We start from the raw sequence: 12,921 nt of genomic DNA, 5'->3' as shown, positions 1-12,921 counted from the left end.
ATGTCTAAAGCTCTGCTACTTTATCGTTATGAATGAAAGACAATTTAAACTAGACGAATTGGTACTGCATGCACTTGAATCGGGTGTAGGGCAGTCGCGTGTCATCGTGGCATTGCATGGATGGCTGGATAATGCAGCTACCTTTAATGAAATGCGACAGCACTTTGACGATTATCACTTCATAGCGTTAGATTTAATGGGGCATGGTTATACTGATCATCGTCCGGCGTCTATGCCTTATTATATCTGGGATAATGTCAGCGATGTGCTGGCGATAATAGATCAGCTTGGTTTGGAAAAAGTCACATTGCTAGGGCATTCAATGGGTGCCAGTATTGCTACGTTATTTGCGGGTGCTTTTCCCGAGAGGGTTGAAAAACTATTTCTTATTGAAGGTTTGGCTCCGCTCGTTTACGAGGCTGCGGAGCTGCCTGTGCTCATGGCTGATGCGATTACTAAGCGTAGCAAGATGAAGGCTAAAAAACTCAGACCCTATCCGAATAAAGAATCAGCCATCGATGTTCGTATGAGTGGCCGTTGGCCGGTTAACAGACAAGCTGCTGAATGGTTAATAGACAGAGGGTTAAAGCAAACGCCTGAAGGATATATATGGAGAAGTGATCGCGGGCTTATGTTGCCTTCGCTTTTACGCATGAGTGAGTCTCAGGTAGGTGCTTTTCTGCAAGCTATTACTGTGCCGGTCAGGCTTTATCTGGGTGATACTGGTATATATGATGACTTATGGGGTGAGCGGGTGAAGCTTATTTCGGACGTGGAAATTGTTCGGTTGCAAGGTAATCATCATTTGCATCTTGAGTCAGCGGCAGCCAGAAGTATTGCGGAAGATATTAAAAATAGCCATTGATTGCATTTTTTATAAAAAATATTCTAACTCATTAAAAGTATAAAAAGGTTGTCTGTACATGTGGTTAACAAGAATTTTTTCTTTCATATTAGTAGTGTGTTCATCGATTGCGCTGGCTGAAGACGATGTTGCCGGATCTGCTGATGATAATTTACTCAGTCGGTTTCGAGGTTCGTCGATTGTCAATTATCAGCGGCAGCCATTATCTGATTATTCATTGCCGTTAGGCGGTATTGAGGTGGTTAATGGTGTGGAAGGTCCTGAGCGCGAGATGCGTTTAACAGGGAGTCTTACTCGTATCAGTTACCGGATACCTGAGGGAAATACCACCCGTAATATCATGAAGTATTTTGCAGCTCAGCTGGAACGGCGCAATGCAGAGAAACTCTTTGCCTGTAATGGAAGAGAGTGTGGCGGTAGTAATTATTGGGCGAATAGCGTGTTTGGTTATTCGAGGCTGTATGGCGTGGAGCACTCGCAGTATTATCTGGCCGCGCAATTACCAGGCGTCACGGTCGCAATTTATACTGTTGAGCGGGGTACTCACAGGGTTTATGCGCATATCGATATACTTGAAACTGATTTAGCCGCACGCATGACTGCTGTTGTAAAGAACGATGGTTATGTTCAGCTTTCAGAGAATACGCTTCCTGATATGGACTTGTTAAAAGCGCTGGTAGATCAGCTTAAAAGTGATACGTCGGAGATTGTGCTGGTGGTGCATCATAGGGGTGATACGTTGGCATCTGCTAAGACGCTGGCAGAAACAAAATCCGAACAGTTGCGCCAGTTATTAAACAGCAATGATATATCAGGTGTGACAGTAGCCTCTGTTGGCGCGCTGGCTCCTTCGGTGCTTAAGCAGAATCAATGGGTGGTTGTGCTGGTTTCAGATAGACCACTGCCATGACCAGTGTCTCTTTGGTTCTCGGTAGCGGTGGGGCCAGAGGATATGCGCATATTGGTGTCATTGAAGTACTGGAGGCAAGAGGTTACCACATCAGTTGTATAGCGGGCAGCTCAATGGGTGCTTTGGTGGGTGGCTTATATGCAGCGGGAGCCCTTGATGCTTATAGGGAATGGGTTATGGGATTGTCTAGGTTACAGATTCTCCGATTACTGGACCTGACTTTTGGGCTGGGTACTATTCGTGGTGACCGGCTGTTTCAGAAGATTACAGATCTTGCTGGCGATCCAGGTATCGAGACATTACGGATTCCCTTTACGGCGGTAGCGACAGATATTATTCACCACAAAGAAGTTTGGTTTCAGCGCGGTTCATTACAGGCTGCCATTCGGGCGTCAGTGGCTGTACCTGGAGTGTTTGCGCCTATTGTCGATGCTCACCGGGTATTGGTTGACGGCGGTGTGCTTAATCCCCTGCCCATTATCCCGGTTGTAGCAGCGCGCTCAGATCTGATTATTGCAGTAGATCTTAACAGTAGTCCTGCGATGCCTGAGGTGCAATTACCTCGTGCTTTATCCTTAATTCCTACTGTTCCTGATAGTGTTGCTATGGCTTCCATTCTTAAAAAAAATGGTGAGAAGAATTATGAAAACAAGTTTAAGCTGGATAGTAATCTGGATGTGCTTATGTGCTCACTGGAAGTTATGCAGGGCGCGCTAAGTCAATACAAAATTGCAGGTTACAGTCCCGATGTGTTGATGAATATTCCAACAGAAACCTGCCGTTTTCATGACTTTCATCGGGCCAGAGAAGTGATAGAAGTGGGCAGGAAAGTCGCTAATGAGAGCTTAGATGCTTTAGAAGAGCGGGCCCGTAAAGAATAGGCCCTGTTCATGTGACTGCCAGGCGGGTCAATGATGACTGACGTATCTCTCTATGTGTTAAGACAGTAGCGAAAGGAACTCGGATCGGGTTTCAGGCTTAGATCTGAAAGTTCCCAGCATCATTGATGTTGTCATTGATCCATTTTGTTTTTCAACACCACGCATCATCATGCACATATGTTTGGCTTCTATCACCACCCCAACGCCTTTAGCGCCGGTAACAGACATAATTGCTTCAGCAATTTCTTTTGTCATATTTTCCTGAATCTGTAAGCGCCGGGCGTACATATCAACGATACGTGCAATCTTGGATAATCCGATGACTTTTCCATCAGGAATGTAGGCCACATGCGCTTTGCCGATAAAGGGTAATAGATGATGTTCGCACAGAGAGTACAATTCTATATTCTTAACAAGGACCATTTCACTATTATCGGAAGGAAAGAGAGCATTGTTGACGACTTCTTCGAGGTTTTGTTTGTATCCGCGAGTTAGGTAGGCCATTGCTTTTGCCGCGCGGGCAGGCGTGTCAACCAGGCCTTCACGACTCAGGTCTTCGCCTACCTGTTCGATAATGGTAGCGTATGCTTTTTCCATCACTGGTGATAATCCTCAGTACTAATTAGCCAAAAAAGGTTGCTAAGTTACGCGAACATGACAGTTTCGTAAAGTAGGCAGTGTAAATTATTGTTTGGTCTGCTTTAGTAATACATAGAGAGCACCTGATCCACCGTCTTTGGGCTGTGCCGAGCAAAACGCCAGTACATTAGGGAGTTGCCGTAACCAGTCATTAACATAGGATTTAATAATGGGTTGCTGGCCTGATTGACTGAAAGCTTTACCGTGGATGACTATCACAGAGCGCATGCTCTGACGCTGCGCATCGCGGATAAACAGGCTTAACTCATTTCGGGCGCTGTCTATACTCATGCCATGCAGATCGATACCTGCTTCCCAGGGAACGTGACCTTTGCGGAGGCGCTTCATCATTCTGAGCTGTATCCCCGGAGCGGCGAATATCAGTTCCTCATCAGATTCCACAATGGCAACAACTTCGCTCGATAGCCCATCGATGACCTGCTCTATTTCGGCTTCAGCCATGGAGCGATGATAAGCGCGTTGTTTATCCTTGCGCAGTGGTCCATTAGTACGCAACACAACTTTGTCGTGTTTGATCGGCGACACATCACTCATTATCTCGATAAAAGAGATTTCTGGACAAGCCGTACCAGAGTTTATTTTGTCAGACATAGCACCCAGCACATGAATTCATTAAACTGTCTGGCTTTAACTAAACCAGCTACAGGTATTATCCCGATAGTTATGATGATTGATCAAGAGCAGGTTGTAACTGAATTAAAAACAGTTCGAGATTTTATACGTTGGACGTGCAGTTTACTGAACGAGCATAAGGTTTATCTGGGGCACGGTAATGACAGTGTCTGGGATGAATCTGTGCAATTGGTAATGGCGGCCGTTCATCTTTCCTGGAATAGCGATAAAACGGTGCTTGATGCCCGTTTGCTGACGTCTGAAAAAATGCGTGTGATCGACTTTGTCCGTCAACGCGTAGCAGAACGTAAACCTTTGCCTTATATAACAAAAGAAGCGTGGTTTATGGGTATGCCCTTTTATGTGGATGAGCGTGTGTTGATTCCGCGCTCACCGATTGCGCAGTTGATCGAGACGGAATTTTCACCGTTTTTACGACCGGGTCTGGTCGAGCGTGTTCTTGATTTATGTACGGGCAGTGGTTGTATCGGTATTGCCTGCGCGTATGCGTTTGAGGAAGCTGTTGTTGATCTGGTTGATATATCAACAGAGGCTCTGGATGTAGCGCAGCGTAATATTGAGCAGCATGAGCTGGAAGAGCGGGTGACGGCTATTCAGAGTGATCTGTTTGAGGCGTTGCATGGTCAGAAATATGACTTAATTGTTACGAATCCACCTTATGTTGATAAGTCTGATTTTGAGAGTATGCCTGAAGAGTATCAGCATGAACCAGAGTTGGCGCTGACATCAGGCCATGATGGCCTGGATATTACCCGGTCAATTTTACGCCAGGCTTGTGATTATCTGACCGAGGACGGGCTTTTAGTGGTTGAGGTAGGTAACAGTGAGATTCACCTCATGGCAGAGTTCCCTCATATTCCGTTTATCTGGGCGGAGTTGCCTGAGGGTGGCAATGGCGTGTTTGTGATTGCAGCACAAGAGTTAAAGCATTATCGCGACGAATTCTGATTCGGGCGCTATAATTATTCAGCAGCATTAAATAAGAGAGAAGTATAGATAATGTCGGGCAATAGTTTTGGGAAACTGTTTACGGTGACGTCCTTCGGAGAAAGTCATGGGCCAGCACTCGGTTGTATTATTGATGGCTGTCCTCCGGGGATAGAGATATCAGAAGCCGATTTGCAGCGTGATCTTGATCGCCGTAAGCCCGGCACGTCTCGTCATACGACCCAGCGTCGTGAAGCGGATGAAGTGAAAATTCTCTCCGGTGTCTTTGAGGGTAAAACCACAGGTACCTCCATTGGGTTGCTGATCGAAAATACAGACCAGCGTTCTAAAGATTATTCTAACATCGCTGAAACGTTCCGTCCGGCGCATGCTGACTACGTGTATACGCACAAGTATGGCTTCCGTGATTACCGCGGTGGTGGTCGTTCTTCGGCGCGTGAAACGGCTATGCGAGTAGCAGCCGGAGGTATTGCCAAGAAGTATCTGGCCAGTAAAGGAGTTGAAATTCGTGGTTACCTGTCTCAATTAGGGCCAATCACTATCGATTATGCAAACTTCGACTGGGATCAGGTCGATCAAAATGCTTTCTTCTCGCCGGATGCTAATGCGGCAAAGCTGATGGAAGTGTATATGGACGACCTTCGAAAAGAAGGGAATTCAGTAGGTGCAAAAATATCTGTCGTCGCTTCAGGTGTGCCGGTCGGGTTGGGTGAGCCAATATTTGACAGGTTGGATGCTGAGTTAGCGCATGCGCTAATGAGTATTAATGCCGTTAAAGGAATTGAAATAGGTGATGGTTTTGCTGTGGTTGAACAAAAAGGCACAGAGCATCGGGATGAGATGACGCCTGAAGGTTTCCTGTCTAATCATTCTGGGGGCATTTTAGGTGGGATTTCAACCGGTCAGGAGATTGTTGCTCATATCGCTCTCAAGCCAACGTCCAGTCTTAGGTTGCCGGGCCGCAGTGTTAACATTAAGGGTGAGCCCATTGAAGTGATCACCAAAGGTCGTCATGACCCTTGTGTGGGTATTAGGGCGACTCCTATTGCTGAAGCGATGATGGCGATGGTGTTAATGGATCACTTCTTGCGACATCGCGCGCAGAACGCTGATGTGAAATGTAGTACGCCTGTTATTACAGATTAAGTCTTTTGCTGGTTAGGCCTTAAGTGTTACAGCTTGCTGAGGTTACGTTTCAGCTCTGACTAACAAAGCAGCGTTTTGAGTTACTGTTTGACGCCTGGGCTTAGAAGAGGAGCTTAGAGGAAGAGTTTATAAGCTACGTTGCTTTGCGTGCCCAGTCTTAGGCTGGGCATTTTGTTTTCTGGTCGAACATGTCATGTACTTATTACCTTCGGGTGGTTATGCAGTAGGGTAATAATGGGTGCATGGTTATGCTGAGAAAGCTTGAGTGTTACAGTGTTTTAAGTGACTTTTGTTGTTGATAAATAATTATTGATAGATAAAAGTCGATAAATTTTACGCAAAAAATGGATTGATAATGACTACTACCTTTCTTGAAACACTTTATGATGGCTATGGACAGTCCTACGCTGTCGAAGAAGTCTTATTCGAGCAACAGACTGATTCCTGGCACCTTGTCATCTTTAGGAATAAAGAGTTCGGCACCGTTATGGCATTGGATGGCATTATTCAAACCACTGAGCGTGACGAGTTTACATACCATGAAATGTTAACGCATGTGCCCTTGTTTGCGCATGGGGCCGCTAAACGTGTATTGATTATTGGTGGTGGCGATGGCGGTATTCTTCGTGAGGTTATGAAGCATTCTGAGGTCGAGCATGCAACGCAGGTGGAGATTGATCAGTCTGTGATTGATATGTGCAAAACTTACCTGCCGAAGCATTCCGATGGGGCTTATGATGATCCGCGTGCCAATATCGTGATTGCTGATGGTATTGAGTTTGTCTGTGAGACTAGCGAAAAGTTTGATGTGATTATTTCAGATTGCACCGATCCTGTAGGGCCTGGTGAGGTTCTTTTCAGTAGTCGTTTTTATGAAGGCTGTAAGAATTGTCTTACTGAAGGCGGAATCTTTGTAGCACAGAATGGTGTTGTTTTCATGCAGGTAGATGAAGTGCAAACTACGCGTCGTCGTTTAAGTCCGTATTTTGCGGATCAGACCTTCTATTGCACGGCTGTGCCGACATATATTGGTGGTCTTATGACGCTGGCATGGGGTTCTGATAATGCAGGCTTGCGTGCATTGGATCTGGATACTGTGAAGCAGCGTTTTGCTAAATCAGGGATTAAGACGCGTTACTATAACCCTGAGATGCACGTGGGTTCTTTTGCGTTGCCGCAATACGTGGTTGAGGCTTTAGAAGAAGTGTAACCCTATTAGGGTTGGGCTTTCTCTAAGGATAAAAAAACCGGCATTAGCCGGTTTTTTTACGCGTTTTTTTGCACCTGAATAGGAAGGGCGCCGGATGTTATCCGACGCTGAAGCTTATTCGCTAGTGCTATTCTGCTTCGCTGCTTCTTCCTGGCGGCGACGAATTTCACGTGGGTCGTTAGGTGCGCGGCTGGTGCGGCGAACTCTTCGAGGCGGGGCTGTAGTTTCTGCAGGAGTTGAATCAACTGTTTCAGTCGGTTCTGCTAATACAGCAGCAGGCTTAATTGTCTCAGCTACAGCAGGTTCTGCAACTGTTGCTGTTTCAGTAGGTTCTGTTACTACAGGCTCTGTTACTGCAGTTGCTTCAGTGGAGGCAACTGGTTCAGCTACTACTTCGACAGATTTGGCGGCTTCAGTCGGTTCAGCTACTACTTCGACAGATTTGGTGGCTTCAGTCGGTTCAGCTGCTATTTCGATAGATTCTGCGACTTCAGTTGGTTCAACTGCTACTTCGACAGATTCTGCGACTTCAGTTGGTTCAACTGCTACTTCGACAGATTCGGCGACTTCAGTTGGTTCAGCTGCTACTTCGACAGATTCTGCGACTTCAGTAGGTTTAGCTACAACCTCGACAGGTTCTGCGACTTCAGCCTGTTCAGCTACAGCTTCGATAGATTCTGCGGCTTCAGCCGGTTCAGCTGCTGCTTTGACCGCTTCTGTTGCTTCAGCAGATTCAGATGCTGTTTCTGCAGGCTCAGGGGCTTCTGTCGTTCCAACTACTTCTGTTGTGGGTTCGTTGGTTTCTAGTGCTTTTTTAGTTTCTTCAGCAGCCGGTTGCGTGTTTGCTGTAATCGCTAATTCCTCAGTATCAGGGATTAGCGCTTCAGAATCTGCTACCAGTGTACGCTCGGCTGTACGTTCGTTGTTTCTGCGACGACGACCGCGATTACGGCTGCGAGGCTCATTTGCAGGCTCTTCAGCAATAGCCTTAGGAGCGTCTGCTGTTTTTGTCTCTTTGTTCTCTTTGCTTTCTTTCGTGATTTCGGGCTTTTCATCACCGTTTTTGCGTGTGCGACGGCGACGGCGCGGTTTGCCGTTTTTATCGTCATCTGTCTGAGTGGTTGTGTTGGCGCTGGCTGCGCCAGTAGTACCGATTGCCTGATGCGCTTGATCTGGCATGACGGTAATAATTTCATCCTGTTGCTTGGCAGAACGCTGGCGGTCAGTTGTATCCCGGCCATTGCGGCGTGGTTTGCGGTTGCGCTGGCTGTTATTGTCCCGAGGGCTGCTTTTTTTGTTAAAGCTTTCCTTGGGTGCTGTGGCAGGTGTCTCTTCTTTCTTTTCGGGTGTTGCGAATAATGAGCGAAGAGCCGACATGATACGACAGCCAACGCTAACAGGCTTAGCGGCTGACTTTGTTGTTTTAGTTGCAGGCTGGCTCTGTTTCTGTGTCTGAGGCGCAACGGTTGCTGTAACAGGAGAGATGCTAGCGGCTGCTTCAGTAGGTGCTGGAGATGAAGGTGGAACGCTACGTACAGCAGCAGTTTCACGTTTCAGTGGCGGTGTGCGGGCCAGATCTTCTGACTCAGTTTCAGGCTCAGGCTGTAGTGTATAGCTAGCATCATTTATGGTTGTGATAGTGTGATCATCACGTAAACGCACCACTTCATAATGAGGCGTTTCCATATTAGGATTAGGCACGATAACAATACGCATATCATTACGAAGTTCGATATCGTGAATGATGCTGCGTTTTTCGTTCAGCAGGTAGGTTGCCACAGTCACCGGCAGGATAGCTCTGATTTGCGCCGTGCGATCTTTAGATGACTCTTCTTCAATTAAACGCATGATTGAAAGCGCGAGTGATTCAGTATCGCGAATCGAGCCTTGTCCGTTACAGCGAGGGCATACAACGCCACGGCTTTCCGTCAGGGATGGGCGCAAGCGTTGGCGTGACATTTCAAGTAGCCCGAATCGGGAGATTCGTCCCATCTGTACGCGAGCGCGATCAAGTTTCAATGCGTTAAGGAGTTTGTCTTCAACAGCGCGTTGGTTCTTAATCGGTGTCATATCAATGAAGTCAATAACAACCAGGCCGCCAATGTCACGTAAACGTAACTGACGAGATACTTCTTCGGCCGCTTCCAAATTGGTTTGCAGTGCGGTTTCTTCTATATCACTACCACGAGTTGCGCGGGCTGAGTTGACATCAATGGATACCAGCGCTTCCGTTGGATCTATAACGATAGATCCGCCTGAAGGAAGTTGTACTTCACGTTCAAAAGCCGTTTCAATTTGGCTTTCAATTTGAAAGCGATTGAATAAAGGCGTTTGTTCTGCATAGAGTTTTAGTTTGCTTTCGTACGAGGGCATGACCTGTTGAACGAACTGCAAAGCATTTTGATAAACTTCTTCGTTGTCGATCAGTACTTCACCAATGTCGGCGCGCAGGTAATCGCGAATAGCACGGATAACGACGTTACTTTCCTGATAAATCAGGAAAGAAGCCGGTTTGTCGCTGGATTCTACTATCGCTTCCCAGAGTGTCTTGAGGTAATCAAGATCCCACTGAAGCTCTTGTGAAGATCGGCCTACGCCGGCTGTGCGAACGATGATACCCATTTTGTCCGGGATATTAACGCCATCTAAAGCAGCTTTAAGCTGAGTACGTTCATCACCTTCAATGCGACGAGAAATGCCGCCCGCACGTGGGTTATTTGGCATCAAAACCAAATAGCGACCAGCCAAGCTGATAAAAGTAGTTAGTGCAGCGCCTTTGTTGCCGCGTTCTTCTTTATCAACTTGTACGATGACTTCAGTGCCTTCTTTGAGGACGTCACGAATACTCGGACGGTTTCCTCTTTGCGGCTGTTTAGTGAAGTAATCACGTGAAATTTCTTTTAATGGAAGGAAGCCGTGTCGGTCGGAGCCGTAATCAACAAAAGCAGCCTCAAGGCTGGGTTCTACGCGGGTGATTTTCCCCTTGTATATATTTGCTTTTTTCTGCTCCCTACTCTCAGCTTCAATATCCAGATCGTAAAGGCGTTGGCCGTCTACGAGCGCGACACGCAGCTCTTCGGGTTGAGTTGCGTTGATCAACATTCTTTTCATTTTAAATTAATTCTCTATTACAGAGAGCGCACTTCAACCTGTCCGATCCATCTGGTGAAAACGTTACACGATTCAATCATACGATGTCGATCAACATTGAGGATGCCAGTATCTATAGATGATAGTACTGCGCAAATGCATCTGCGGTGGAGGAAAAAACAGCCACTGTTCTTCTTCTAAGTGTTGGTTTCTACGCTATAAAATCGTAGGTTCCAGGCTGTTAATGCGTCCCCACCTCCAATCAAATCCAGCAGGAGATGTTCAGGGGGTAATGCACTCTCTTAAAAACTTTATTAAATACTGCCGGGCTGTTTTGTTAAGAGTTGGCGTGAGTGAAACATGTTTTCACATCAGCCCGTTGTCTATTTTTTAATAATAGCTAAAGCCAACAGCGTTCGGCGACGGTACAATATAGCAGCTAACCCATACAGCATCAATCGAGAACATGATTTCCTCAATGTCAGATACTAATCAGCCAGCCGCTAACGGCGTTCGTTATATCGAAGTAGAAGAAGATCAAGCGGGACAGCGCATTGATAACTTCTTGCGTACCGCCTTAAAGGGCGTTCCTAAAAGCATGATCTATCGCATCGTGCGTAAGGGTGAAGTGCGTGTTAATAAAAAGAGAATTAAGCCGGATGGCCGGATTCAGGGTGGTGACATTATTCGTATCCCGCCGATCAGAGTGGCTGAACCGAATGAAGTGCCTATTGTAGGTAAAGCGCTGCTTGAGTTACTTGAACAGTCTATTTTATATGAATCTAAGGCGTTAATCGTTATTAATAAGCCGTCTGGTCTCGCTGTTCATGGTGGTAGTGGTATTAATCTGGGGCTGATTGAAGCGATGCGTCAGTTGAAGCCAGAAGAGCGTTTTTTGGAGTTAGTGCATCGGCTTGATCGTGATACATCGGGTTGTATTATGATTGCTAAAAAACGAAGTATGCTGCGTCACCTGCATGAAGCATTACGCCAGAATCGGGTCAATAAAATTTATCATGCGTTAGTAGTGGGGCGTTGGGAATCTAAAGATCATTCAGTCGATGCGCCGTTACGTAAAAATGAACTGCAATCCGGTGAGCGAATTGTCAGAGTTCAGCCCGATGGGAAAGCATCTTTAACGCGCTTTAAAATTTTACGCCGGTTCGGTGTTCTGGCTACATTAGTTGAAGCTAAACCTGTCACGGGGCGCACGCATCAAATTCGTGTGCATACTCAGTTTGCAGGGCATCCCATTATTGGTGATGATAAATATGGCGTTGAATCTATAAACCGCGATATGAAGAAACAAGGGATTCGCCGGCTTTTTCTGCATTCGGCCATGTTAGATGTGGAGTTGCCTGACGGTGAGAGATTACAGGTTAAAGCACCCTTAGAGCAGTCTTTGACTCAAGCGCTGGAGCGCTTGGCTGATCAACAGAACAAAATATTTCAAGGGGCGTCTGAATGATAAAGGATCAGGTTTATCGTTGTGCTGATCGCATACTGGCATCTGGAGAGCAGCCAACGCCGGAAGCTGTGAGTGCAAGTTGTCAGATCGATGCTGAGAAAGTATTGATTCATCTGCAAAATTGGAAGCAGGATTTATCTGCGCGTATTAGCTTTGGGCAGGATGGCGTCTACGTTCCGGATGTTCCTGATTCATTGAGTTTGGCGTTTGGGAAAATTTGGCAACAAGCAGTTGATGAGGCTGGTTCTCGTTTGGTTTCTGAGCAAAAAAGCACCGGCATGCATTTCGAAGAGGCTGGGCGAATATCTGACGATACCATTAAAGAGATGCAATATCGCCAGCAAGATCTTGAAAATAAGCTGCGGGAGCAAAGCCTGAAGTCGGTGGAACTTCAGGCTGTGAATAAGTCGATTGACGCTGAACTTTCTGTATTGAAATCAGGATTGGCATCAGAATCGACAATGCGCAAACAAGAAGAGCAAATTCGTTCTAATGTTGAGCATGAATTGGCTCATTTACGCAAAACATACGAAGATTCAAAAAGAACATTTGATCAGCGCATTAAAGATGAGCAGCGTCATATGCTGGACGCGATAAGTAAAGCGGACGTCGATGCTAAGTACTATAAAAACGCGTTAGAAAAGTTACGTGATGAAATTGGTAAAAAAGAATCTGTTCTGACCAAGTCGCTTCATGATATCAAAGCTGAGGTGGCAAAAAAGGAAGTGAAAATCGACACGCAACGTACTCAGGTGCGTAGCCAGGAGGCCGAACTTAAGCTTCTTAAGCAAGATGCTGCATTGCAAAGCCGGGAACTATCCCGTTGTACCTCAGCGCTTTTAGCGGAAACGAATAAATCTAAACGTTTAGAAGATAAAGGTCGTGAATTGGATAATGAGATTAAACGCCTTAATCAAAAGCAACTCAACTCCACGACAGATTGGAGTCGACGGGAAAATAGCTTGCGTAAAGAAGTGAAAGATAAAGATGAAGAATTGACCAGAACGCTGTCACGTATTGCGAATATTGAGAAACGCATTATTTCTCAGGACGAAGAAATACGTAGGCTTAATGCACGGCTATAAATGAGAGCACTGCTGTTTTGTTATT

The 12,921-nt window shown here is 46.1% G+C and carries 11 protein-coding genes; 8 read left to right on the top strand and 3 right to left on the bottom strand.

Going from position 1 to position 12,921, the window contains the following annotated elements; genetic code table 11:
* Positions 1-28: 28 nt before the first annotated feature.
* The 3 genes from Nant_RS14505 to Nant_RS14495 are packed head-to-tail and all read left to right on the top strand — an operon-like array spanning position 29 to position 2,656.
* A complete protein-coding gene (locus tag Nant_RS14505; protein WP_054342376.1) occupies positions 29-865 on the top strand; it encodes an alpha/beta hydrolase in 837 nt (278 codons plus the stop codon).
* A gap of 58 nt (positions 866-923) precedes the next feature.
* A complete protein-coding gene (locus Nant_RS14500; RefSeq protein WP_054342375.1) occupies positions 924-1,775 on the top strand; it encodes a DUF4892 domain-containing protein in 852 nt (283 codons plus the stop codon).
* The gene (locus Nant_RS14495) at positions 1,772-2,656 is read left to right on the top strand and encodes a patatin-like phospholipase family protein (RefSeq protein WP_054342374.1); all 885 of its coding nucleotides are present in this window, start codon (positions 1,772-1,774) and stop codon (positions 2,654-2,656) included. Before Nant_RS14500 ends, Nant_RS14495 begins: the two co-directional genes overlap by 4 nt.
* A gap of 57 nt (positions 2,657-2,713) precedes the next feature.
* Here Nant_RS14495 and folE read toward each other — a convergent pair whose 3' ends face one another.
* On the bottom strand, positions 2,714-3,253 hold the full coding sequence (gene folE / locus Nant_RS14490) for a GTP cyclohydrolase I FolE (RefSeq protein ID WP_054342373.1): 540 nt from the start codon (positions 3,251-3,253) through the stop codon (positions 2,714-2,716).
* A gap of 87 nt (positions 3,254-3,340) precedes the next feature.
* Positions 3,341-3,907 (bottom strand): Smr/MutS family protein, encoded by a 567-nt coding sequence (locus tag Nant_RS14485; protein ID WP_054342439.1) that lies wholly within the window; start codon positions 3,905-3,907, stop codon positions 3,341-3,343.
* Positions 3,908-3,979: 72 nt separating this feature from the next.
* Between Nant_RS14485 and prmB the strand changes: the two genes are divergently transcribed.
* The 3 genes from prmB (at position 3,980) to speE (ending at position 7,253) form a co-directional block, all read left to right on the top strand.
* Positions 3,980-4,897, top strand: coding sequence for a 50S ribosomal protein L3 N(5)-glutamine methyltransferase (prmB, locus tag Nant_RS14480; RefSeq protein WP_054342438.1), 918 nt, complete (start codon positions 3,980-3,982; stop codon positions 4,895-4,897).
* A 51-nt stretch (positions 4,898-4,948) separates the two neighbouring features.
* On the top strand, positions 4,949-6,043 hold the full coding sequence (gene aroC, locus Nant_RS14475; protein ID WP_054342372.1) for a chorismate synthase: 1,095 nt from the start codon (positions 4,949-4,951) through the stop codon (positions 6,041-6,043).
* A 355-nt stretch (positions 6,044-6,398) separates the two neighbouring features.
* A complete protein-coding gene (gene speE / locus Nant_RS14470) occupies positions 6,399-7,253 on the top strand; it encodes a polyamine aminopropyltransferase (RefSeq protein ID WP_054342371.1) in 855 nt (284 codons plus the stop codon).
* Positions 7,254-7,367: 114 nt separating this feature from the next.
* Here speE and rne read toward each other — a convergent pair whose 3' ends face one another.
* Entirely contained in the window at positions 7,368-10,364 is a 2,997-nt protein-coding gene (gene rne / locus Nant_RS14465; protein ID WP_076495954.1) for a ribonuclease E, read from the bottom strand.
* Between the two features lie 457 nt (positions 10,365-10,821).
* Between rne and rluC the strand changes: the two genes are divergently transcribed.
* Both rluC and Nant_RS14455 read left to right on the top strand, forming a co-directional pair.
* Positions 10,822-11,811: a 23S rRNA pseudouridine(955/2504/2580) synthase RluC gene (rluC, locus tag Nant_RS14460; protein ID WP_054342369.1), complete on the top strand. Its 990-nt coding sequence runs from the start codon at positions 10,822-10,824 to the stop codon at positions 11,809-11,811.
* Positions 11,808-12,896 carry a DNA-binding protein gene (locus tag Nant_RS14455; RefSeq protein WP_054342368.1) on the top strand — a complete coding sequence of 363 codons (1,089 nt, stop codon included), beginning with the start codon at positions 11,808-11,810 and terminating at the stop codon, positions 12,894-12,896. The genes rluC and Nant_RS14455 overlap by 4 nt, the downstream gene beginning before the upstream one ends.
* Positions 12,897-12,921 lie beyond the last annotated feature (25 nt).

Origin of the sequence: Neptunomonas antarctica, from assembly GCF_001305295.1 — a bacterium.
Taxonomy (GTDB): domain Bacteria; phylum Pseudomonadota; class Gammaproteobacteria; order Pseudomonadales; family Balneatricaceae; genus Neptunomonas; species Neptunomonas antarctica.
This window is presented reverse-complemented; position numbering and strand designations above follow the sequence as displayed.